The sequence below is a fragment of the uncultured Roseibium sp. genome, assembly GCF_947494555.1.
In the GTDB taxonomy this organism is placed as follows: domain Bacteria; phylum Pseudomonadota; class Alphaproteobacteria; order Rhizobiales; family Stappiaceae; genus Roseibium.
Map to the genome: position 1 here is coordinate 296,301 of NZ_CANLVF010000004.1, position 20,603 is coordinate 316,903.

The following is a 20,603-nucleotide window of genomic DNA, read 5'->3' on the forward strand; positions in this document are numbered from 1 at the left end:
CAACGACACATGACCGGTGCTCCCCTTTTTGAACGGATGGCCCTGATCGGAATTGGCCTGATCGGATCGTCTCTTGCCCAGGTTGCCCGCCAGCGTGGCCTCGTGAAAGAAATTTCCATCTCGACACGCTCGCCTGCGACCTTGCAGCGTGCAGAAGAACTTGGTTTGGGCGATCATTATTCACTCGACGCTGCGGTCGCCGTTGAGGGGGCCGACCTCGTCGTGTTGTGTGTGCCAGTGGGGGCCAATGAAGCCGTCGCCAAGTGGATCGCGCCCGCGTTGAAACCAGGGGCAATCCTGACCGATGCGGGCTCGACCAAGGAATCCGTTGTTGAACAGGTCAGCCCACATGTTCCCGATGGCGTTCATTTCATTCCGGGTCACCCGATCGCCGGTACCGAGCATTCCGGCCCCGATGCCGGCTTTCCGACCCTTTTCGATCAGCGCTGGTGCATTCTGACGCCTGGCGAAGGTGTCGATGCGGTTGCTCTGGAAAAGCTCAAGGCGTTTTGGCAGGGTTGCGGGTCGGATGTGGATCTGATGGAACCCAAGCACCACGACCTGGTGCTGGCGATTGTTTCCCACCTGCCGCATCTGATCGCCTACAACATCGTCGGGACTGCGGATGACCTTGCCACCGTGACCAAGTCTCAGGTGATCAAGTATTCCGCCTCCGGTTTCCGCGACTTTACGCGTCTCGCTGCATCCGATCCGACCATGTGGCGCGATGTCTGCCTCAATAACAAGGAAGCGATCCTGGAGATGCTGGCACGGTTCTCAGAAGACCTGTCCGCCATGCAACGCGCGATCCGCTGGGGCGACGGGCAGATGCTGTTCGATCTCTTCACGCGCACCAGAGGCATCCGGCGCTCAATCATCGAGGCGGGCCAGGAAACGGACGCTCCGGACTTCGGACGCCACGTTGCAGGAAACCCGGTCAGTTCGAACGATTGACGATGAAGTCTGCCAGCGCCGATAGCGTCTGCGCACCCTTTTCATAGGGCGCGAGCAGCTTTTCGGATTCCACGAGCAGTTTGTTCAATTCGTCACGTGTCCTTTGAGCGCCCCACAAACCGACAAGCGTTGCCTTGCCGGCTTCAGCGTCCTTTCCGGTCGCCTTGCCCATAATTTCCGGGTTGGCTTCGACATCCAGCAGATCGTCTGCGAGCTGGAACGCGAGGCCGATGATCTCGCCGAAACGGCTCATCCGCTCCACGTCTTCTGCAGGTGCGTCGGCAAGGATTGCGCCCGCGCGGCAGGCATAGCGCAGAAGCGCGCCGGTTTTCATGGATTGCAGCAAGCGGATTTCGGTCTCGGTGCGTTCCCGGTGCTCAGATTCGAGATCGAGCATCTGTCCGCCTGCCATGCCGCCAGTTCCCGAGGCGCGTGACAAATCCCGTGAGAGCCGCAGCCGCACGGCGGGGTCGCCATGAACGGTCTCGCCGCCAATCACGTCAAAGGCAAGCGTCAGGAGCGCATCGCCCGCCAGGATCGCCGTTGCCTCGTCGAAGGCCTTGTGCACCGTCGGTTGGCCGCGGCGAAGGTTATCGTCGTCCATGGCAGGCAGGTCGTCATGGATCAGCGAATAACAGTGTATCAGCTCCAATGCGCAGGCCGCCTGAAGAATACCGTCGTCGTCGCGCGCGAAGAGCCTGGCGGTTTCGATGACGAGAACGGGTCGCAGACGCTTGCCGCCGTTGAGCGCACCATGGCGCATGGCAGAAAGGAGGCGTGGCGGGCGCGCGATTTCTTCCTCAAGCGCATTTTCTTGCAGGAGCTGGTCCAGAGCGGCTTCGACGCGGCTTGCTTGCGCTGCCAGATGCTGCTTGAGGTCAAATGTCACAGTAATCTCCAGGCGGTCTTATGCCATTGCCGTCGTTGGTTGGGGCGCTGAGGGATCCAAGTTTCCTGTTCATGCCCCAGGTCCGGTTTCCCTGAAACCAATTCTCTTTGTCGTCAAGGCTGGAAATTAAAAAATTGATCAGTAAAGCCTTTTGTCCGACGGTGGGGCCCACACCGATCGGACGTTAATCCCGGAGACCTGTCCATGAAATTGCTGTCGAGCCTGTTGCGTTCCTTTATCAAGCGCGGACGTATGCGTGTGATTGATGCCGATGGCGGGGTGCATGAGTTCGGTTCCGGGCAGGACGGCCCGACGGTTACGATCAGGCTGCATGACAAGAAGCTTTACCGATCCCTGTTTCTTAACCCCGAGCTTGCTGCGGGGGAGGCTTACATGGACGGCACGATGACAATGGAAGAAGGGTCCACGTGCTACGACTTCATGTTCCTGTTTTCCATCAACCGGGCACCGTTAGGGGCTCACCCGGTTCAGGGGCTCCTTCGCAAGGGCTGGAAAGCGCTGAGGCGCCATCATCAAAAGAACAGTGTCGAACGTGCGAAAAAGCAGGCCCAGCATCACTACGATCTTTCCACCGAGCTTTATCGGCTGTTTCTCGATGACGGATTGAACTACAGCTGTGCCTACTACACATCCGAAGACGCAAGCCTTGAAGCCGCGCAGGACGCGAAGCTGACCCATCTCGTTGCCAAACTGGATCTTGAGGACGACATGGAAGTGCTCGAAATCGGCGGTGGCTGGGGCTCGCTCGCAATCCGCATGGCGCAGGCCGGTGCGCGCGTGACCTCACTGAACGTCTCGCCCGATCAGATGAAGATTGCACAGGAACGCGTCGAGGCAGCGGGCGTGGCGGACCGCGTTACGTTCGTTTTAAAGGACTATCGCGAGTTCGAGGGTCAGTTCGACCGCGTGATTTCCGTTGGAATGATGGAGCATGTCGGCATCGGCCATCTCGACGCCTATTTCGGCAAGGTGCGCGATTGCCTGACGGAACGGGGCTTTGCTGTCATTCATTCGATCGGCCGGATGACACCGCCCGGAACAACAGGCCCCTTCATCCGCAAATATATTTTCCCCGGTGGATACGTGCCTGCCTTGTCGGAAGTTTTTGCGTCCACCGAACGCCTCGGGTTATGGGTCTGCGACGCGGAAATCCTGCGGCTGCATTATTACTATACGATCCGTGACTGGCGCGTGCGATTTGAAACGCAGCGTCAGGCCGCGTCCGAGCTTTACGATGAGGCGTTCTGCCGGATGTGGGAGTTTTACCTGTGTGCCGTTGAACTCGGCTTTCTGCATGGATCGAACATGGTGTTCCAGCTGCTTTTGTCGAAAGAACGCGATGCCGTGCCGATCATACGGGACTTCATCGTCGACAACGAACGGAAGTTGAATGGCGCGACGTAAGACTGTGACGGGAAAGGGAACGGGTGCCAGGTCCTCAGGGTCACGCACGTTCTGGCAGCTGCTTCGCAGACGTGCGCTGCAGCTGCTCCTCGTTCTGGTCCTGCTTCCGCCCGTTCTGACAGTCATTTATTCCGTCGTGCCACCTGTCAGCACGCTGATGATTGCCCGGTATGTCCAGTTTTTGTGGGTCGACCGGCAATGGGTACCGCTGGACGAGATCTCGCCAAATCTGGTCAGGTCGGTCATTACTTCCGAGGACAGCGGGTTTTGCACCAATAACGGTGTCGAGTGGGACGCGCTCCAGGATCAGGTCGAGGCCTTGAGCGAGGGAGAGCGGCCGCGAGGTGCCAGCACGATCACCATGCAGACGGCAAAGAACCTTTATCTATGGGGCGATCGCTCCTACGTCCGCAAAGCGCTGGAGCTGCCGCTTGCTTTGATGCTGGATGCGATCCTGTCCAAGAAGCGGGTTCTGGAAATCTATCTCAATATCGCGGAGTGGGGCGAGGGCATCTTCGGCGCCGAAGCCGCGGCGCAAGCGTGGTTCGGCAAACCCGCAAAGGACCTGACGCGCACGGAGGCGGCCCGCCTTGCAACCGCGCTGCCCAATCCGCTGGGCCGGAATCCCGCCAGACCGTCAGCCGGGCACAGACGGCTGGCGGCGACCAATCTTGCACGTGTTCGTTCGGCAGGACCGATTTTCGGCTGTGTTTTGGCCAATTAACCATCGGGGATTCCATTCACCGTTGCGAATGACCCAAATCAGCAAAGAAAATTTTGTCTTTGGGGTGGCAAAACGCGGAGGTTGCCTGTATAACGCCGCGCATTCCAACACGTTGCGTGACGCCACGCCCCGGGCTAACCCGGTCCGGGCCGCGCGGTTATGGACCACGGAGAAAAAACAAAATGGCCGTTCCAAAGAGAAAAACCTCGCGCATGAAGCGCGGTTTTCGCCGTTCAACGGACGCCCTGAAACAGCCGACTTACGTCGAGGACAAGGATTCTGGCGAACTGCGTCGCCCGCATCACGTCGACCTGAAGACCGGCATGTACCGGGGCCGTCAGATCATTGCCCCGAAGGACGACGCATAAGCGTTTTCAGGGTGGATCGCCCGATGGCAAACCAGGATTGAGGCTGGCCTTGTTTCGACAGGCCGGCCTTTTTCTTTTGCCTTGAAATCGCTCATCTGATCGTGTCATGTCGCCGCACTTCGCCCTCATCGGGCTATTTTCATCGGGAGCCGCGCCATGCGCCTTTTTTCGGCAATTCCTTTCACGCTTTTCTCGCTGCTGATCTATAACGGCTTTGCTTTTACCGCCGGAGCCGAAAACCCCCTGTTCTGGTCGCAACCCGTGATTTCGATTGCGATGGTGTCCGGGGCGACCTTCGAGTTGCTGGCCAGCGATATTCTGATCACGCTTGGGCTGTTTTTTCTGTTCATCGAAATTCTGAAGGCAACCCGCATCGGTACGACCGCGCTGCTCGACCACATGTTTTCCGTCGTGGTCTTCGTCGCTTACCTCGTCGAATTCCTCGTCCTGCAAGAGGCCGCGACGTCGCTGTTCTTCATCCTGATGGCAATTTCGCTGATCGATGTGATTGCCGGCTTTTCGATCTCCATCACCGGCGCCCGCCGCGACGTCTCGTTCGGGCACGAGGGACACTAGTTTCAAGCGGAGAAAAACCTAAGCGTCCTTGGCCTCATCTGTAATCGCGTATTTCTGGATCAGCGGAAGCTGGGTCAGCGTGAACACCAGGGTGATCGGCATGATGCCGAAAACCTTGAAGTTGACCCAGAAATCGGTCGAGAAGCTGCGCCAGACGATTTCGTTGATAATCGCGAGCACGAAGAAGAAAATGCCCCAGCGCAGGGTCAGCTTGCGCCAGCCTTCGTCCGTCAACTTGAACGCGCTGTCAAACACATAGCCTAGGAGCGCCTTGCCGAACAAAAGACCGCCGAGCAGGACTGAGCCGAACAGGCAGTTGACGATTGTCGGTTTCAGCTTGATGAAGAGTTCATCGTGCAGCCAAAGCGTCAGGGCACCGAAGACAAGGACGACGACACCGGAGACAAGCGGCATGATCGGCAGGCGGCGGGTCAGCCAAAGCGAGACCGTGAGCGAAATCGCAATGGCGACCATGAAAGCCGCCGTCGCCAGGAAAATCGGTTCGCCGACGGTTTGAAGCACTGGAAACGCCTCGGCAATTTGTTCGCCGCGCGAGTTGAACAGGAAAAACACCGCCAGAGGACCGAGCTCCAACGTCAGCTTCAAAAGCGGTGAGAGTTCCTTGCGCGTCGGATCGTTCGGGGCGTGTTCTAATTCCATATTGCCAGAAGCTCCTGATCAGGTGTTCCCGGGAAATAGGGGCAAGGGGGGGGCGAGGTCAAGGCTCAAAGGATTGCAGGTTCGCAAAATTCCGCCGATCTTGTGTTTTCTTCCGGCGCCCACATCAATGTTCAGAAGCGCGAAAAAGCGATGGTTTGTTACGCTCCATCAGCTACCGGCAGGTCTCAAGTTTGGCGGGGTTGGCGGCACTGTCTACCTGTCTGAAACTGTCTGCGAGAAAGGTCACGTTTCATTCCTTACGCTGAAGTGACATGCCTAGCTGGCGTGAATCTGTTATCAGATTGGTATTCGGTTTGAAAAGAACACACAGGTCCTCGAAATGCGGGCTGTCCTTTGCCTCACACTGCTGATGCTGCTCGTGCACCCTTCCTGGGCGGCAAAGCAAGTTGCGTGGGACGATCTGATCGATGCCGAGGCTGCTGAATTTGACGATCCCTTTGCAGCGTTGAGTATCTTCGAACTGAGATCGCTCGGGACTGTGATCCGCTTGCGGAAACAGCTCACTGCACAAGGCATCGACGACGAAAAACGCCGCCGCATGAAGGAAAGGCTCGATCGGGAAGAGGCCAAGCTGGCGGTTTCCGGGGTCGAGACGGACTGGCTTCTTTCGCAAAGAAAGCGGATTGCCAGGAAACGCGCGGCTGCATCTTTGGCAGGAAATCAGGATCTGGACGGCCAAAACATCGTGATACCGGGCTATGTCATTCCCGTTCTCGACGCCGGCAGCGAGACATCGGCAACCGGCTATCTGGTGCCTGAGCGCGGGATGTGCAGCCACATGCCGGCCCCCGATCCGAACCAGATGATCCGCTATAAACTCGCAACCGACTGGCAGGCGGATTCAATTTACGAGCCGGTTCAGCTCAAGGGAACACTCAGCATCCGCCCGACCAGACAGGAAATCACCCTGCTTGACGGTCAAATCGAAATGATTGCCGTATTCGATATGACCGTGACCGAAGTCGTCCCGCTTGCCGGGAAAGGACCGCAGCCGGATGCGCGGTCCTTCCTGAATTTTTTGCATCCCGACACGCGGGCGGAGTGAGCACCGGCGGAAACCTGGCCGGTGCTCGACAGTTCGCGAAAATCACTCTTGTGCGGCGTGCTGATGCCACATGTCCGTAACGACTTTCCAGCCGTCGTCACTTGGCTTCAGCACGTAGAGATAGGTACCGGTCGCATCCAGTCCGACGCTCTCCATCTTGGCATCGACAGATCCGATCATAACGGCAAGCGTGCCGTCATCGGATACAAACAGTGTGTCGACGGAGTGGGTCACCTCGCCCTTGTTGGTTGCCACGAATTCAAAGAGCTTGCGCGGTTCTTCCAGTCCCTTGACGGCAGGTTTGCCCTGCTCGATCCAGATCGTGTCTTCCGCATAAAGATCGAGGACGGCGCTGGCATCGTGGGTTGCGATCGCCTCGTTGAAACGATCATTGAGGGTGTGGAGTTCAGAAACAGCATCACTGTCCTGCGCGGTCGAGGCCGTTGCGGCGGCAAAAAGGGTTGCGGCGCAGGCGATGCCCGCGATTGTTTTCCTGATGGTCATGTTGATGTCTTTCGGAAGGGTTTTAATGCGGTCCGGAGTCGGGGTCCCGGACCAGTGCGGCAACTTCAGGCAGCGTCAGACAGAGGTCTTGTCAGAATGACTTCGCGTGTAATTTGCCAGCGGCCCTGCAAAAAGGTCAAATCGATCCCAAGCGTGATTTGCATATCCGGCCCTGTCAGCTCGTTCCGCCGTGAGATGAGAACGTGGGCATTCTCGCCCTCGACCGTTATGTGATGGAACTTCGCCCAGGTTCCGATTGACCCGTTGTTTTCCTTCAATGCGGACAGGACAACCTCTTTGAACGCCGCCTTGTCTGACACGCTGACTTTGTCATCCGGGCTCAGCATGATGACCTTCATGTCGTCGTGATAGATTTCGTCGAGAATGACCGTGTTGTTGTTGCCAACGTTGTGGATCAGGGTCTCGATGACCGCTTTGACTTCGCCCGTCCGGGCATTGGTATCAGCCATGGTGGGTTCCTCGCACTGGATAGTTGTTGTCCGGGTTCTTGATGAAATTCAGACCCATAAGCAATGACGGCAGCGCTGGCCGAGCGAATGGGGCGTTTGAGATATCGACCACTTGCAGCTTGCCGCTGCTGTTGACGACAAATACGCCGGGTTCGGCGAATGGCCGGTCTGTTTCCGCGGCGGACCGGGGGTCGGAGACATATAGGCCCAGTTCCCGCATCTGAGATACGCTCAGATCTATGCCCACGGGGAATGAAACGCCGGCTTCCACCGCCTGGTCCTTCGCCTTGTCTGCCGGGTCTGCGGAAACGGCGACGACATCGATGCCGATTTTGGCGAGTTCCGGGACAATGTCGTCGAGCTCTTTCAAGTAGCGCGTGCAGATCGGGCAATGCTTGCCTCGATAGACGACAACCAATTGCCAATCGTGTCCATTCCCCGGGCTGCCAAGGTCCAGTTGTCCGCCGCCCAGTTGCGGGACGGTGATTTTCGGGAAAGTCTCGCCTACAAGAGGCTTTGGATTTGTCATGAACGGCTCCGTGATATATATAATGATCGATACATAAATATCGCGGAGCAGCAGAGTCAAGAGTTATATATTGAACGATACAAAAAAAATGGGCCGCCCACGAACATTTGATAGCCGTCAGGCGCTGATGGCTGCCATGAATGTGTTCTGGGCAAAGGGTTATGACGGTGCGTCGCTCAAGGATCTCACCCGTGCGATGGGCATCAGCGGGCCGAGCATGTATGCGGCGTTCGGCGACAAGCGCGAACTCTTCCTCAAGACGATCGATCTTTATGGCGACGTCGACGGGTGCGCGCCGGTGGTCGTGTTCGAGGGCGAAGAGGATGTCCGCAAGGCCGTCCGCGGGTTCCTCGAAGAAGTCATCCTCTATGCAACAGCGCATGAGAGCGGCGCCAAGGGCTGCTTTCTGGCGTCAAGCGTTTCGGCAAGCATCGGCGAAGTCGATGGCGTCAAGGAACGCGTGGAAAAGGCGATCGACGACACTGACCGGCGTCTGGCGGCGCGGTTTGACCTGGAAAAGGACAAGGGCGTCCTGCCTGCAGACTTTCCGTCGCTGGAACGGGCGCGGCTGCTCTATGACATCCGACAGGGCTACATGTTTCGCGGAAGAGCGGGCTGGACCGCCGAGGCAATGCGACAGGATCTGGATGACCGCGTCAGCATGATTCTTGCGTTGCCCGGGTCAGATTAAAAAAGGGTGCCACGAAGGCACCCTTTTGAAACCATGAAGTCGCGGATATGAGCGATATCAGCCGTTCGCGACGTACTGACCGCCGTTGATTGTCATCACGGCGCCTGTCATGAAGGCAGCGGCGTCGGATGCCAGATAGACGACTGTCTGGGCAATCTCTTCAGGATGACCGAGCCGGCCGACCGGGATGTTCGACACGATGGATTCCAGAACCTTTTCCGGCATCGCCGCGACCATATCCGTGTTGATGTAACCCGGGCAGACGCAGTTGACCGTGATGCCCTTGAAAGCGTTTTCCTGGGCAAGTGCCTTGGTAAAGCCGATGACCCCCGCCTTGGCAGCCGAGTAGTTCGTCTGGCCCATCTGGCCCTTCTGGCCGTTGATCGACGAAATATTGATGATCCGGCCTGATCCGCGTCCGCGCATGCCGTTGATGACCGGATGGGTCATCGTGAACATGGAATCCAGATTGGTGGACAGAACCGTACGCCACTGGTCGAAATCCATCTTGTGGAACATGCCGTCACGGGTGATGCCGGCATTGTTGACCAGTACTTCGACCGGACCGAGTTCGCTCTCGACCTGGGCAATCCCTGCAGCACAGGCTTCCGGGTCGGAGACATCCCATTTAAAGACATGGATTCCGGTTTCCGCCTTGAAGGCTTCCGCCTTTTCCGTGTTGCCGGCGTAGGTGGCTGCCACAGTGTAGCCGGCGTCCTTCAGACCGCGCGAGATTGCCTCGCCGATACCGCGTGTTCCGCCTGTGACCAGTGCGACCTTGCTCATTCACCTTCCTCCTGACTTCCAGTTGGCCCTTTGGAGCTTCCGCTCCCGGCTCTTCAACAGAGTGTTTTCTTCAAAAAAACTTCAGTGCTTGGATCACGGCAGGATGGTTCCGGCCATGATCCTGATCAATTCGCGCCTATCAGCGTTCCAGGCACATGGCAACGCCCATGCCGCCGCCGATGCAAAGCGTCGCCAAGCCCTTCTTGGCGTCGCGGCGGTTCATCTCATGGAGCAGCGTCGTCAGGACACGTGCACCGGACGCGCCAATCGGATGTCCGATGGCGATCGCACCGCCGTTGACATTGACGATATCCGGGTTCCAGCCCATGTCCTTGTTCACGGCACAGGCCTGTGCGGCGAAAGCTTCGTTGGCTTCGACAAGATCGAGGTCGGCTGCGGCCCAGCCTGCTTTCTCAAGCGCCTTGCGCGATGCCGGGATCGGGCCCGAACCCATGATCGCCGGATCGACACCGGCCGTTGCCCAGGACGCGATGCGTGCAAGCGGGGTCAGGCCACGCTTTTCCGCTTCGGCCGCGCTCATGACCACCAGCGCAGCAGCGCCGTCATTGATGCCCGATGCATTGGCCGCGGTGACCGAGCCTTCCTTGGTGAAAGCAGGGCGGAGCTTGGCGACGCTTTCCAGGGTCGCGCCGTGCCGGATATATTCGTCGTCTTCGACCACTTTCTCGGACTTGCGCTCCTTTACGGTGATCGGCGTGATTTCGTCCTTGAACTTTCCGGCTTTCTGGGCAGCCTCAGCCTTGTTCTGGGATGCCACGGCGAATTCGTCCTGCTGATCGCGGCTGATTTGCCACTTCTGGGCAACATTCTCGGCGGTCTGACCCATATGGTACCCGTTGAACGCATCCCAGAGGCCGTCCTTGATCATGGTGTCGATCATCTTGTAATCGCCCATTTTGTAACCGCTGCGCATATACGCTGCGTGCGGCGACAACGACATGTTTTCCTGTCCGCCGGCCATCATGATCGTCGCGTCACCCGTCTGGATCTGCTGCGCTGCGATGGCAACGGTGCGCAGGCCGGAGCCGCAAACCTGGTTGAGGGTCCAGGCTGTCGATCCGTCGGGGATGCCGGCGTTGATTGCAGCCTGGCGCGCCGGGTTCTGGCCCTGGGCCGCGGTCAGAACCTGGCCGAAGACAACCTCGTCGATGTCACCGCCTTCGACACCGGCCTGCTCCAAGGCCGCCTTCATGACAGCAGCGCCGAGATCATGGGCCGGTACATTGGCGAAGGAACCGTTGAAGGATCCGACAGGTGTGCGGGTCGCGCTGACAATAACGATATCGGTGGAAGCGCTCATACTACTCTCCAGGACTTTAGGCCGAACGGCCGTAAAAGGTTGGTACTTCGAAGGCACCTTACGGTCCTTGACTATGGAAGGACTAGAAACTGACCGTCGTATCGTGTCAACCGTATCACTCCTTATCTGAGCGGTCTTTTCGCATTTGCGGCATAATCCTTTCGTCGGCGCACATAAAAAGAGTGGCAAGATCCGATACGATTGGCTTAGTCTCTTATTTGGAGGAGATGACGGGTCTGCGAAGGTCTTGTCGTCACATCGAAAAACTAGCCGTAAGGCTGATAGGCGGAAATGACGAATGGCTAAGACAAGCGAGCCGACAATCATCAAGAAATACGCCAACCGGCGGCTCTACAACACGGGCACCAGCACCTATGTCACGCTTGAGGATCTGGCGGTGATGGTGAAGGGAGAAGAGGATTTTGTGGTCTATGACGCCAAGACCGGGGATGACATCACCCGCTCCGTGTTGACCCAGATCATTTTCGAGCAGGAAGGCAAGGGGCAGAACCTGCTGCCGGTTACCTTTCTGCGCCAGCTGATCCGGTTTTACGGAGACAGCATGCAGGGGCTCGTTCCGAGTTTTCTCGAATACTCCATGACCTCGCTCACCAAAGAGCAGGAGAAACTCCGATCGCAAATGAGCGAGGCCTTCGGTGCGACCGCATTCGAGGCAATCGAGGATCAGGTCAAGCGCAACACGGAAATGTTCGAGCGGGCCATGAAGATGTTCATGCCCTTTCCCGCAGGCGAGTCCGGCGGGGCGACAAATTCCGGCTCGGATGCCAGCGCTGCCAAGAAGGGCCAGTCCGAATCGGGCGAGCTGGATGACATGAAACGGCAGCTTGAAGAAATGCAGAAGAAAATCAATCAGCTGACCGACAAAAGCTGAGTTCGTCGAAGACGGCGCCAAACCGCCGTCTTGCCTGCGCAAATTGATGAGGCCCGGCTTTTTGTGCCGCGCCGCGTTGCTGCCTGGTACCGCCGGACAGGACGAACGGCGTTTCGACGGGCGAGACTGCTAGCCGCAATCCGGGATCAGGCCGACCGTTTCTATACCGGCAACCGCGCAGACTTCGTCATTTTCCGATGTATCGCCGGTGATGCCGACCGCGCCGAGCGTATCACCCGCATTGTTTTTGACCAGAACTCCGCCAGGGACAGGAATGATATTGCCTCCAGCGACGCCATTCAGGGCGTTGACGAAGTGCGGACGCGTCTCGGCGTTGGCGTTCAGCCATCTGGTGCCGGTTCCAACGGCCAGGGCGCCGTTTGCCTTGCCGGTGGCGATTTCAGGTCGCAGGTTGGAAGATCCGTCCTGGCGCTTCAAAATGACCGTATGTCCACCGGCGTCGAGGACCACAACCGTCAGCGGCTTCAAACCCAGTTCGGCCGCTTTTGCAAATGCGGCAGAAGTGATGGTCTCTGCCGTTGAAAGTGATATGCCGTTTGCCATTGTGCGTGTTCCTTCCGGTGTCCCTGTCAACATTCGACTAATTATTTGAAATCAATCAGATTTCGTTTAAGCCGCATAGCAGGTCTTTGGGCCCGATGTACGGCTTGTTCCAAAGCCCGCCGATTTGCGCATTTGCAAGCTTCTCCTTAAGGTGCTGCCCGCAATCATGATTTGCTAGCAGAACAGGGCAATGGCGAATAGGTGGCATCGCTGACAAACTTTTGCGGCGAGACGGAAAAAATGAGCATCGGCTCGGGCAGGAGGAACTCAGTGAAGCGTGATTTTCAGGCACCAGGCCGGTCACCCGTCTATGTGCGCACGGCGGCGGCGGCAACGTCCCATCCCATGGCGACCAGTGCCGCGCTTGAAGTTCTGCAAGATGGTGGCAATGCGGTCGATGCGGCCATTGCTGCCGTTGCGGTTCAGTGTGTTGTCGAGCCACACATGACAGGGATCGGCGGCGATTGCTTTGCTATTGTCACCGAACCCGACGGACGCCTCACGGGTTTCAACGGCTCGGGTGCAGCGCCCAAGGCGGCGACCCCCCAGAAGCTTGCCGAGCTCGGCGTAAGCGAGATCACAGAGACGTCAGTGCATGCAGTGACAGTGCCTGGAGCGGTTCGCGCGTGGGAGACCCTTCTCAAGGCGCACGGGACACGTTCATTCAAGGATCTCTTCAAACGGGCGATCGGGTATGCACGGGACGGGTTTCCGGTTGCTCCCCGTGTTGCCAGGGATTGGGCGCAGGACGTTGAGAAACTGCGCTCCGACGAGATTTCGGCAGCCCGCTATCTGATACACGGCAACGCACCGGAAGCCGGAACCATCTTGAAGTATCCGCATCTTGCGGAAACGCTTGAGAAGATTTCCGAGGGCGGAGCGGACGCGTTCTACATCGGAGACATTGCCCGCGACATTGTCGGGACACTTCAGGACCGCGGCGGTCTGATGACCGAGGACGACCTTGCAGCGTGTCACACAACTGCCGTGGCGCCCGTCATGCGCGATTACAAGGGTTATTCGATTGCGGAGTTGCCGCCGAACGGACAGGGTGTGATTGCGCTCGTCATGCTCGGTATTCTGGAGCATTTCAACCTGGAGCAGCTTGATCCGTTGGGGCCGGAACGTTTCCACCTGGAAATGGAGGCGGCGCGGATTGCCTATGCCGTGCGCGACCAATTCGTCACGGATCCGAACTACATGGATGTCTGCCACACGCGCCTGATCGGTTCGGACTATATCGATCAGCTGGCAAGCCAGGTCGCCGTCAGTTCAAGAATAGCGTCGCTGCCAGAGGCCAATCTGGCGCCGCAAACCGACACGGTTTATCTGACTGTCGTCGATGAAGACGGGCTTTCCGTCTCCTTTATCAATTCGCTGTTCGCCGACTTCGGCTGCGGGATCGTCGCGCCCGAAAGCGGTGTGTTGCTTCACAGCCGTGGCAAATCCTTCAAGGCGGAGCCCGGACATGCGAATTCCATCGATGGCGGCAAACGGCCGATGCACACCATCATTCCGGCGATGGCACTGAAAGACGGCGCGCCCTGGCTGTCGTTCGGTGTCATGGGAGGCCAGTATCAGGCCTGCGGGCATGCACATCTTCTGACGAATATCATTGACTACGGTATGGATGTGCAGGCGGCGATCGATTTCCCGCGCATGTTCTTCGACATGGCCAGTCACGATCTCCAGGCGGAAAGACTGATCCCGGCTTCGACAATCGACGGATTGAGGGCGCTTGGACACAAGGTTGGTCCGGCGCCGGGCCCGATCGGCGGAAGTCAGGCAATCATGATCGACAAGGCCCGTCATCTCCTGACAGCGGGGTCCGATCCGCGCAAGGACGGCCACGCGGCGGGATACTGACCTGCGTCATTACGGATCTTGCCTAAGCCATCAATCAGGTGTTCAGTGCGCCCGGACGCGCCTGAACTCATGAGGTAAACCATGTCATGTATATCGCGCCGGGAGCTGCTGGCCGGTGGTGCGGGCATGCTGGCGACGTTTTCAGCCGGTGGCTTGGTGGCGCACCAGGCACATGCAGCCAGCCACACCCTGAAGATGTCCCGTCTCGACCACAGTATTCTGCCCGGGACGATAACGAAGGACATGATGAGCTTTTCGCCGGACGGGTCTCCACCGGTGCTCCGCTTCAGGCAGGGTGAGAAGGCAACCATCTCGGTTGCCAACACCCTCAACGAAGCGTCTGTTGTGCACTGGCACGGCTTCAGGATCGCAAATGCGATGGATGGCGTGCCTTACCTGACCCAGTATCCGATCGAACCCGGGCAAACGTTTCGATATGAATTTGCGCCACCGGACGCCGGGACCTTCTGGTATCACCCGCATTGCAACACGCTGGAGCAGATGGCGCGCGGCATGACTGGTGTGATGGTGGTCGAAGAGCCGGAAGACCCCGGCTTCAACCAGGATCTTCCGCTCAACATTCGTGATTTCAGGCTTGGCGGTGACGGTCAGTTCATTTCCCTGTTCAAGGCACGAAGCGCCGCAAGGGGTGGCACGCTCGGGACCGTGTCGACGGTCAATTGGCAGGTGGATCCTGACTTTGAGTTGGAGGCTGGAAGTCTTGTGCGGCTGAGGCTTGCCGTTACAGATGTCACGCGCGTTGGGAAATATGAAATTGATGGCGGTGAGGCCGAGGTCATTGCGATCGATTCAAATCCGCTGCCATCCCCTGTCCCGGCCAGGGACATCGAGCTGTCACCGGGACAGCGCGCGGACATCGCGCTGCGCATGCCCGATGAGGACGGCTCCGCTGTGAACCTTGTCCTGAAAAAGAAATTCGATCAGAAGGTTCTGGCGCGCTTTGTCGCCAAGGGCACCAGCCTAAGGCGGGACCTGCGCGAGTTGAAGCCGTTGCCTCCCAACCCCGTCCCGCAACCGGACCTCAACAATGCTGAAGTGATCGAGTTCGTCTTCGGTTGGTCACCGGAAGGCGATGCGCCTCAGGCCAGCATATGCGGTACGCTTGGCTACACCTTCTGGTCGATCAACCGGAAGGCCTGGCCGGGCGATCTCCCCGGTCCGCTGGATCCGTTGGCAACGCTGAAGCTTGGAAAAACCTATATTTTACGGCTACGGAACGAAACGCCGAACGCCCATCCGATCCACCTTCATGGCGTCTCGTTCACGTTGCTGCGCTCGAACAAACGCAAGCTGGCACCGCTCGTGACCGATACGGCGCTGCTGCTTTCCCAGGAAACAATGGATGTCGCTCTGGTTGCGGATAATCCGGGAGACTGGGCGTTTCATTGCCACGTCATCGAACACCAGAAAACCGGCCTTGCCGGTTTTCTAAGGATAGCTGGCTGACGACAGAGTGTCTCAGGCAGACAGGGAGATCGTGTGGCTCCGCTCGTCGTCTTCATACGCCGTTAATGCACTGTAGTGCTGCAGCTGGTTCTCGCGTTCCAGGGGTGTTTCAGCGTGAGTCTCGCCATTTGCCAGCAACTGTGTCGCATATTCAGCATGCGCACCATGGTAGGTCTCGCGCAATGCAGCTGACGCCACATGAAGCGGAACCATTGCCATGTCGGCAAATTGCCTGCTGCCGGTCGACGCAGCGTCTGTTTCGATTGAATGCGTTTCCTGCGGTTTTTGACGGATACGCAGTTCGTGAATGGCAGATACGGGTGTTACTTGCATCTTGATGTCTCCGTGGCGGGCCAGTCCGTGGCCAATCGGGTCGGAGGTCCGGGGTCTTCCGGAACTTCATTCAATATAGGTACCCGTGCAGCAGAAAACTGTGCCGTGCATCACATTTGATGCGTGTTCACGCACGAGTGCTGACGGCGTGAAAAAAAGACCCGGAGCAAAGCTGCTCCGGGCCAGGAACTCCAGTGGTACATCTGGAAACCGAAAAACTTGAAAGCACCGTCGCTAGCGGTGGGTCTTGATCAGGTGTCCCGCCAAACGCTGGCGCGGCAGCGCCGCGGTCGCCCGATAGGCTTCTGAACAGATTTCAGGAACTGTCTTTCTGCGCGGGCGTGGGTAAAGTTCACCGTCGCGGGTCGCAATCAGATGCGCCAGAAACACAGAGTTCGGATGATAGTGCGTAAACAGGGCATCCTGGCTCCGGCCATGCTCCGGCTCCGTCGAAGGCGGCGGTGGCAGATACCCGGCAAAGTCCGGCTGAGCTTCGGCGCGTGCCTCTCCCGTTGCGGGACGCCTGCGCCTCACATTGGAACGGCTTGTTGCACTGACCGGGTTTACTCGCACAAATCTACGCCTCGTTGTTTCAGAATGGCACGCTCGGTGCCGTCATGACTGAAACGTCGCAATCACCATGCCAATATAGGTAGGCGTTAACCTTTTGTCCGCGGAATCCGGCCAAATCATGGTCACAAAAGTTAACGGATTGGTGCGCTACCGGACAGATTTATGTGAGCCGGCGTGATGATAGGCAGCCGGCTTTTGCATTATTGGAAGTATGAATGGGCGAATGCGCCGAGAACGGCGCCGACAAATGCGGTCGCGGCGCTGATTGCGGGAATGGCCCACCAACGCAATTCGCGTTTGTGTTCTATTGCCCTGGAATGCAGCTGAATGGCGGAAGCGATCAGCGTCTCGATCTGGCTGCTGGTGAGGGGTTCCCGCGTGAGCTTCTTTTTTTCGCCTGCCGACAAGGACGAGATTTCGTCAGGTGTCATGTTTCGGTCAGCGTCCGGAGAAAACGTTCGCCCGGTTGCCCATCGCCAGCGAATGCCAACCCAGTTTGCGTCTTCACCATCGTCTTCCGTTGTATTGGTCCGAAAGAACTCGGGATGTTCCCGGCATACCTCAAACCAGTCCTCTCCGCTTTGAGGCAGGCCGAGTTGCGCGGACCAAAGGTCGGCTTTCCGGCTGGTGTGCCTGTCATATGCCCCCATGACCTGGATGGCGGCAATGACGTCCTGCAATCGGTTTTCTTTCAGATAGGGTGACATTGACCAACCCTATTCGATCAAGGAGCTTCTCATCAATTCGCTTCGGGATCCTTCCCGGTCCAGGCCGTTCGGTCGATATCCAGATCCTTGAACTTGTCCGGATCAAGAACCGGCCGGGCAACACCCGCGTTCACCTGTTCCTTGAAGTCGTCAAGAATACGCTTTGCGGTTGGAAACAGCATCATCAACGCGAGCAGGTTCACCACCGCGAGAACTCCCATCAACGGATCTGAGAAGAAGAACACCGCTGTTGCGCCGGGTGCCGTCGCGCCCAGGAAAACCACGCCCATGACCAGAACGCGCAAGATCTGGATTGCAGCGGAATTTCCTGTCATCGACGTCAGGGCGTTTTCGCCGAGATAGTAGTTGTAGATGATCGAGCTGAATGCAAACAGCAGGATCGCAAGCGTCAGGAAATAGCTCGTCCAACCGCCCAGATGCGAGGCGAGCGACTGTTGTGTCAGCACGATCCCGTCGACGGCTTCATCACCGGGCGTATAGACATCGCCAAGCAGAATGATCAGGGCCGTGCAGGTACAGATGATGATTGTGTCGATAAAGACGGAGAAGGACTGGGTTATCCCCTGGCTGATAGGGTGGCGGACATCGGCGGTTGCTGCGACGTTTGGCGCTGAGCCGAGCCCGGCTTCATTGGAAAACAGCCCCCGGCGCAGGCCTTGTGCAAGTGCGGCGCCCATGCCGCCACCGACGGCTTCTTCGAGCCCGAACGCGTTTGCCACAATCATGTAAATGGCGGCCGGCACCTCCGTGACATTTACAAGGATCACGATCAGCGCCATCGCGACATAGCCGACAGCCATGATCGGAACGATCACGTCCGCCACCTTCGCGATCCGGTGAATGCCACCGAAGACGATCAGGCCGGTTACGGCGGTCAGGCCAACCCCCGTCCAAAGGCGGTCGATCCCGAGGCTTTCTTCCGCCGCGCCTGCGACCGTGTTGCCCTGGAACGCGTTAAAACCGAACGCGAAAGACGCGATCAGGCAGATGGCATACAGAACCGCGAGCCAGCGATAGTCCGTACCCAGACCGTGGATGATGGTGCGCGCTGGACCGCCGCGAAATGTTCCATCGCCTTCGGAGCGTTTGTAAAGCTGCGCCAGCGAACACTCGATCAGGCTTGTGCACATGCCGACGAGCGCGACGGCCCACATCCAGAAGACAGCCCCCGGACCGCCAAGAGTAATCGCGACGGCGACACCCGCAATATTTCCGCCTCCAACCCTGCCTCCGACGGACAGAAGCAGCGCTTCACGTGCCGAAATCGCGTTGGGGTCACCGGTCTGGTTCTTAGAAGAAAGGACCCGGAACATTCTTTTGAAAAACCGGATCTGAACGAAGCCCGTCACGACGGTGAAGAAGACACCGATAATCACCAGGAACGGAATGAGCGCCCATCCCCAGGTCAGTGTTTCAATCAAGCCAAAAAAAGACTGAACGAATTCCATGGATCTACCCCTCCATTGAATCGCGTCGGCGCATTTGTTGTCGCGCTCGTACCTGATAGATCCAACAGCGTAGGACCGTCGTGAAGGGTTTTGCAATAAAAAAGGGAAGTGTTTTTAAAAATACAACTCTTGAGTGGCTTCCGGTTCAATCGTTGAGATTGCCTGATGCCAGGTCCGATGAGACGCCAATCATCCGCAGTCAAAGCAAAAAAGCGCGGTCGATGGACCGCGCTTTCTGAAAATCTATTTCGCAATGACCTTAGGCGGCCAGTGCGCCCTGTGCCTTGTCGACCAGGACCTTGAACGCGTCAGGCTGGTTGATGGCGATGTCGGACAGAACCTTGCGGTCGACTTCGACGCCGGCCTTGTTCAGACCGTCAATGAAACGGCCATAGGTCATACCGTGCTGGCGTGTTGCCGCGTTGATGCGCTGGATCCAGAGCGACCGGAACGTGCGCTTCTTGGCCTTGCGGTCGCGGTAGGCGTATTGTCCTGCCTTCTCGACGGCCTGCTTGGCAACGCGGATGGTGTTCTTGCGGCGGCCGTAATAGCCTTTTGCTGCCTTCAGAACTTTTTTGTGGCGAGCGTGGGCGGTTACGCCCCGTTTGACGCGTGACATTTAGATGATCTCCTTCGGGGCTGGCGTTATGCGTACGGCAGGAACTGCTTCACGATGCGGGCATCCTGATCGCTCAGCGTGGTTGTTCCACGGGCGTTGCGGATGAACTTGTTCGTGCGCTTGATCATGCCATGGCGCTTGCCGGCCTGCGCGGTTTTCACCTTGCCGGTCGCGGTCACCTTGAAGCGCTTCTTGGCGCCGGATTTCGTCTTCAGCTTGGGCATTTTGCATCCTTTCCTTGGCGTATCCGCTGAAAGCAGACACTTTCTTTGTTGGAGCATTCAGAGCCGACACGGCATGCCCTTTTCTGCCGGGAGGACCTGCATCGGAATGCAGTAATCCAGTCCACGACGAGCCGGACGACTCTGGACCGGGCGCTTATATGGGAGGTTTCGGCGGATTGCAACCGGATTCAGAGCGGTAACCGCGACTTTTGGGGCCGCGGTTCGCGACAGGAAGGCACACCGTGCCTGCGCCTATTCGCCAATGCTTGGTATCACGCAGCCAGTCTGCATTCCTCCTTGGCTGCCGCTATCCGTTCCGCAACAGTTTCAGCATCGCTCGTCGTGCCCTGCACCGAGATGAACCGGATATCCTCTATCCCTAGAAATGTGAGCAGAAATTTCAAATAGGGTTCAACAAAATTGGCAACGGCAAAAGGTTGGCCTTCAAGATACCCTTCAGCGCCATAGGCACAGACAACGACCGCGCGGCGCGTCCTTGCCAGACCCTGGAACGACCCGTCTTCATAGGAAAAGGTATGCCCCATCCTGACGATCTGGTCGATCCAGGCCTTGAGCGCTGCCGGGACGCTGAAGTTGTAGATAGGGGCGGTGATCAGAAGCGTGTCGGCGTCCTGAAGTTCTGAGATCAGCGCGTTGGAAAGCGCTGTCGCTTCCCTGAGGCCATCTGTCATGTCGGCGGATGGCGTATAAAAGCCTTCGATAGTTCTCTGACTGATCAGTGGGATGGATCCGTCGGCCACGTGCCGGGAAATCACGCGGCAGTCCGGATGTTTTTCGCGAAAGCAGGCTTCAAAGTGGTCTGCCACCGCCGTGGAGTGCGAGCCGGATTGGCGTGAACTGGAATTGATGCGCAAGAGCAGTGTCATTGGAAATCTCCGTTGTGAGATGCCCAAGGCTATTTCTGC

Annotated in this window: 25 protein-coding genes; 10 read left to right on the top strand and 15 right to left on the bottom strand. The window is 57.9% G+C overall.

What is annotated here, in order from left to right:
* Positions 1 to 9 precede the first annotated feature (9 nt).
* Positions 10 to 954: a prephenate/arogenate dehydrogenase family protein gene (locus Q0915_RS20345; protein ID WP_299477932.1), complete on the top strand. Its 945-nt coding sequence runs from the start codon at positions 10 to 12 to the stop codon at positions 952 to 954.
* Here Q0915_RS20345 and Q0915_RS20350 read toward each other — a convergent pair.
* Complete coding sequence (locus Q0915_RS20350) at positions 938 to 1,843, bottom strand: polyprenyl synthetase family protein (protein ID WP_299477935.1); 906 nt, start codon at positions 1,841 to 1,843, stop codon at positions 938 to 940. The two genes, Q0915_RS20345 and Q0915_RS20350, sit on opposite strands and share 17 nt — an antisense overlap.
* A gap of 204 nt (positions 1,844 to 2,047) precedes the next feature.
* Here Q0915_RS20350 and Q0915_RS20355 point away from each other — a divergent pair, with 204 nt between their 5' ends.
* The 4 genes from Q0915_RS20355 (at position 2,048) to Q0915_RS20370 (ending at position 4,936) form a co-directional block, all read left to right on the top strand.
* Complete coding sequence (locus Q0915_RS20355; RefSeq protein WP_299477937.1) at positions 2,048 to 3,268, top strand: cyclopropane-fatty-acyl-phospholipid synthase family protein; 1,221 nt, start codon at positions 2,048 to 2,050, stop codon at positions 3,266 to 3,268.
* Complete coding sequence (gene mtgA / locus Q0915_RS20360; protein ID WP_299477940.1) at positions 3,255 to 3,992, top strand: monofunctional biosynthetic peptidoglycan transglycosylase; 738 nt, start codon at positions 3,255 to 3,257, stop codon at positions 3,990 to 3,992. The genes Q0915_RS20355 and mtgA overlap by 14 nt, the downstream gene beginning before the upstream one ends.
* Positions 3,993 to 4,174: 182 nt before the next feature.
* The gene (rpmF, locus tag Q0915_RS20365) at positions 4,175 to 4,360 is read left to right on the top strand and encodes a 50S ribosomal protein L32 (RefSeq protein ID WP_299477943.1); all 186 of its coding nucleotides are present in this window, start codon (positions 4,175 to 4,177) and stop codon (positions 4,358 to 4,360) included.
* A 156-nt stretch (positions 4,361 to 4,516) separates the two neighbouring features.
* On the top strand, positions 4,517 to 4,936 hold the full coding sequence (locus Q0915_RS20370) for a hypothetical protein (RefSeq protein WP_299477946.1): 420 nt from the start codon (positions 4,517 to 4,519) through the stop codon (positions 4,934 to 4,936).
* 18 nt (positions 4,937 to 4,954) lie between these two features.
* Here the strand turns inward: Q0915_RS20370 and Q0915_RS20375 are convergent, their stop codons facing one another.
* The gene (locus Q0915_RS20375; RefSeq protein ID WP_299477949.1) at positions 4,955 to 5,596 is read right to left on the bottom strand and encodes a septation protein A; all 642 of its coding nucleotides are present in this window, start codon (positions 5,594 to 5,596) and stop codon (positions 4,955 to 4,957) included.
* A 340-nt stretch (positions 5,597 to 5,936) separates the two neighbouring features.
* On the opposite strand from Q0915_RS20375, the gene Q0915_RS20380 reads away from it, so the two are divergent.
* Positions 5,937 to 6,662, top strand: coding sequence for a DUF3299 domain-containing protein (locus Q0915_RS20380; RefSeq protein ID WP_299477952.1), 726 nt, complete (start codon positions 5,937 to 5,939; stop codon positions 6,660 to 6,662).
* 42 nt (positions 6,663 to 6,704) lie between these two features.
* Here the strand turns inward: Q0915_RS20380 and Q0915_RS20385 are convergent, their stop codons facing one another.
* From Q0915_RS20385 to Q0915_RS20395, 3 genes are all read right to left on the bottom strand, one after another.
* On the bottom strand, positions 6,705 to 7,166 hold the full coding sequence (locus Q0915_RS20385) for a nuclear transport factor 2 family protein (protein ID WP_299477955.1): 462 nt from the start codon (positions 7,164 to 7,166) through the stop codon (positions 6,705 to 6,707).
* 65 nt (positions 7,167 to 7,231) lie between these two features.
* Positions 7,232 to 7,636, bottom strand: a complete 405-nt coding sequence (locus Q0915_RS20390; RefSeq protein ID WP_299477958.1) for a hypothetical protein — start codon at positions 7,634 to 7,636, stop codon at positions 7,232 to 7,234.
* Entirely contained in the window at positions 7,629 to 8,165 is a 537-nt protein-coding gene (locus Q0915_RS20395; RefSeq protein ID WP_299477961.1) for a peroxiredoxin-like family protein, read from the bottom strand. The genes Q0915_RS20390 and Q0915_RS20395 overlap by 8 nt, the downstream gene beginning before the upstream one ends.
* A 70-nt stretch (positions 8,166 to 8,235) precedes the next feature.
* Between Q0915_RS20395 and Q0915_RS20400 the strand changes: the two genes are divergently transcribed.
* The gene (locus Q0915_RS20400) at positions 8,236 to 8,856 is read left to right on the top strand and encodes a TetR/AcrR family transcriptional regulator (protein ID WP_299477964.1); all 621 of its coding nucleotides are present in this window, start codon (positions 8,236 to 8,238) and stop codon (positions 8,854 to 8,856) included.
* Positions 8,857 to 8,913: 57 nt separating this feature from the next.
* Here Q0915_RS20400 and phbB read toward each other — a convergent pair whose 3' ends face one another.
* Together phbB and Q0915_RS20410 are read right to left on the bottom strand one after the other, a co-directional pair.
* Positions 8,914 to 9,642, bottom strand: coding sequence for an acetoacetyl-CoA reductase (gene phbB / locus Q0915_RS20405; protein WP_299477967.1), 729 nt, complete (start codon positions 9,640 to 9,642; stop codon positions 8,914 to 8,916).
* 139 nt (positions 9,643 to 9,781) lie between these two features.
* Positions 9,782 to 10,963, bottom strand: a complete 1,182-nt coding sequence (locus Q0915_RS20410; protein ID WP_299477970.1) for an acetyl-CoA C-acetyltransferase — start codon at positions 10,961 to 10,963, stop codon at positions 9,782 to 9,784.
* Positions 10,964 to 11,261: 298 nt separating this feature from the next.
* Between Q0915_RS20410 and phaR the strand changes: the two genes are divergently transcribed.
* Positions 11,262 to 11,855, top strand: coding sequence for a polyhydroxyalkanoate synthesis repressor PhaR (phaR, locus tag Q0915_RS20415; protein ID WP_299477973.1), 594 nt, complete (start codon positions 11,262 to 11,264; stop codon positions 11,853 to 11,855).
* 129 nt (positions 11,856 to 11,984) lie between these two features.
* Here phaR and Q0915_RS20420 read toward each other — a convergent pair whose 3' ends face one another.
* Complete coding sequence (locus Q0915_RS20420) at positions 11,985 to 12,419, bottom strand: heme-binding protein (RefSeq protein ID WP_299477976.1); 435 nt, start codon at positions 12,417 to 12,419, stop codon at positions 11,985 to 11,987.
* Between the two features lie 270 nt (positions 12,420 to 12,689).
* Between Q0915_RS20420 and ggt the strand changes: the two genes are divergently transcribed.
* Positions 12,690 to 14,285: a gamma-glutamyltransferase gene (gene ggt / locus Q0915_RS20425; RefSeq protein ID WP_299477979.1), complete on the top strand. Its 1,596-nt coding sequence runs from the start codon at positions 12,690 to 12,692 to the stop codon at positions 14,283 to 14,285.
* Positions 14,286 to 14,366: 81 nt separating this feature from the next.
* On the top strand, positions 14,367 to 15,752 hold the full coding sequence (locus tag Q0915_RS20430; RefSeq protein ID WP_299477982.1) for a multicopper oxidase family protein: 1,386 nt from the start codon (positions 14,367 to 14,369) through the stop codon (positions 15,750 to 15,752).
* A 12-nt stretch (positions 15,753 to 15,764) separates the two neighbouring features.
* Here the strand turns inward: Q0915_RS20430 and Q0915_RS20435 are convergent, their stop codons facing one another.
* From Q0915_RS20435 to Q0915_RS20465, 7 genes are all read right to left on the bottom strand, one after another.
* On the bottom strand, positions 15,765 to 16,085 hold the full coding sequence (locus Q0915_RS20435) for a hypothetical protein (protein ID WP_299477984.1): 321 nt from the start codon (positions 16,083 to 16,085) through the stop codon (positions 15,765 to 15,767).
* Positions 16,086 to 16,319: 234 nt separating this feature from the next.
* Positions 16,320 to 16,658: a hypothetical protein gene (locus Q0915_RS20440; protein WP_299477987.1), complete on the bottom strand. Its 339-nt coding sequence runs from the start codon at positions 16,656 to 16,658 to the stop codon at positions 16,320 to 16,322.
* Between the two features lie 200 nt (positions 16,659 to 16,858).
* On the bottom strand, positions 16,859 to 17,365 hold the full coding sequence (locus Q0915_RS20445) for a hypothetical protein (protein WP_299477990.1): 507 nt from the start codon (positions 17,363 to 17,365) through the stop codon (positions 16,859 to 16,861).
* A gap of 32 nt (positions 17,366 to 17,397) precedes the next feature.
* The gene (locus Q0915_RS20450; protein ID WP_299477993.1) at positions 17,398 to 18,834 is read right to left on the bottom strand and encodes an alanine/glycine:cation symporter family protein; all 1,437 of its coding nucleotides are present in this window, start codon (positions 18,832 to 18,834) and stop codon (positions 17,398 to 17,400) included.
* A gap of 259 nt (positions 18,835 to 19,093) precedes the next feature.
* Positions 19,094 to 19,453, bottom strand: a complete 360-nt coding sequence (rplT, locus tag Q0915_RS20455; protein ID WP_299477996.1) for a 50S ribosomal protein L20 — start codon at positions 19,451 to 19,453, stop codon at positions 19,094 to 19,096.
* 26 nt (positions 19,454 to 19,479) lie between these two features.
* A complete protein-coding gene (rpmI, locus tag Q0915_RS20460; protein WP_145345317.1) occupies positions 19,480 to 19,677 on the bottom strand; it encodes a 50S ribosomal protein L35 in 198 nt (65 codons plus the stop codon).
* 272 nt (positions 19,678 to 19,949) lie between these two features.
* Positions 19,950 to 20,564, bottom strand: coding sequence for an NAD(P)H-dependent oxidoreductase (locus tag Q0915_RS20465; protein ID WP_299478000.1), 615 nt, complete (start codon positions 20,562 to 20,564; stop codon positions 19,950 to 19,952).
* Positions 20,565 to 20,603 lie beyond the last annotated feature (39 nt).

What these genes read in the sequence shown, in the direction of transcription:
- Q0915_RS20355 (WP_299477937.1), top strand. Translation starts at nt 2,048, where the DNA reads ATGAAATTGCTGTCGAGCCTGTTGCGTTCCTTTATCAAGCGCGGACGT.
- Q0915_RS20435 (WP_299477984.1), bottom strand. Translation starts at nt 16,085, where the DNA reads ATGCAAGTAACACCCGTATCTGCCATTCACGAACTGCGTATCCGTCAA.
- rpmI (WP_145345317.1), bottom strand. Translation starts at nt 19,677, where the DNA reads ATGCCCAAGCTGAAGACGAAATCCGGCGCCAAGAAGCGCTTCAAGGTG.
- Q0915_RS20430 (WP_299477982.1), top strand. Translation starts at nt 14,367, where the DNA reads ATGTCATGTATATCGCGCCGGGAGCTGCTGGCCGGTGGTGCGGGCATG.
- rplT (WP_299477996.1), bottom strand. Translation starts at nt 19,453, where the DNA reads ATGTCACGCGTCAAACGGGGCGTAACCGCCCACGCTCGCCACAAAAAA.
- phbB (WP_299477967.1), bottom strand. Translation starts at nt 9,642, where the DNA reads ATGAGCAAGGTCGCACTGGTCACAGGCGGAACACGCGGTATCGGCGAG.
- Q0915_RS20385 (WP_299477955.1), bottom strand. Translation starts at nt 7,166, where the DNA reads ATGACCATCAGGAAAACAATCGCGGGCATCGCCTGCGCCGCAACCCTT.
- Q0915_RS20380 (WP_299477952.1), top strand. Translation starts at nt 5,937, where the DNA reads ATGCGGGCTGTCCTTTGCCTCACACTGCTGATGCTGCTCGTGCACCCT.
- Q0915_RS20450 (WP_299477993.1), bottom strand. Translation starts at nt 18,834, where the DNA reads ATGGAATTCGTTCAGTCTTTTTTTGGCTTGATTGAAACACTGACCTGG.
- mtgA (WP_299477940.1), top strand. Translation starts at nt 3,255, where the DNA reads ATGGCGCGACGTAAGACTGTGACGGGAAAGGGAACGGGTGCCAGGTCC.
- Q0915_RS20395 (WP_299477961.1), bottom strand. Translation starts at nt 8,165, where the DNA reads ATGACAAATCCAAAGCCTCTTGTAGGCGAGACTTTCCCGAAAATCACC.
- Q0915_RS20410 (WP_299477970.1), bottom strand. Translation starts at nt 10,963, where the DNA reads ATGAGCGCTTCCACCGATATCGTTATTGTCAGCGCGACCCGCACACCT.
- rpmF (WP_299477943.1), top strand. Translation starts at nt 4,175, where the DNA reads ATGGCCGTTCCAAAGAGAAAAACCTCGCGCATGAAGCGCGGTTTTCGC.
- Q0915_RS20370 (WP_299477946.1), top strand. Translation starts at nt 4,517, where the DNA reads ATGCGCCTTTTTTCGGCAATTCCTTTCACGCTTTTCTCGCTGCTGATC.
- phaR (WP_299477973.1), top strand. Translation starts at nt 11,262, where the DNA reads ATGGCTAAGACAAGCGAGCCGACAATCATCAAGAAATACGCCAACCGG.
- Q0915_RS20345 (WP_299477932.1), top strand. Translation starts at nt 10, where the DNA reads ATGACCGGTGCTCCCCTTTTTGAACGGATGGCCCTGATCGGAATTGGC.
- Q0915_RS20420 (WP_299477976.1), bottom strand. Translation starts at nt 12,419, where the DNA reads ATGGCAAACGGCATATCACTTTCAACGGCAGAGACCATCACTTCTGCC.
- Q0915_RS20390 (WP_299477958.1), bottom strand. Translation starts at nt 7,636, where the DNA reads ATGGCTGATACCAATGCCCGGACGGGCGAAGTCAAAGCGGTCATCGAG.
- Q0915_RS20465 (WP_299478000.1), bottom strand. Translation starts at nt 20,564, where the DNA reads ATGACACTGCTCTTGCGCATCAATTCCAGTTCACGCCAATCCGGCTCG.
- Q0915_RS20375 (WP_299477949.1), bottom strand. Translation starts at nt 5,596, where the DNA reads ATGGAATTAGAACACGCCCCGAACGATCCGACGCGCAAGGAACTCTCA.
- Q0915_RS20445 (WP_299477990.1), bottom strand. Translation starts at nt 17,365, where the DNA reads ATGTCACCCTATCTGAAAGAAAACCGATTGCAGGACGTCATTGCCGCC.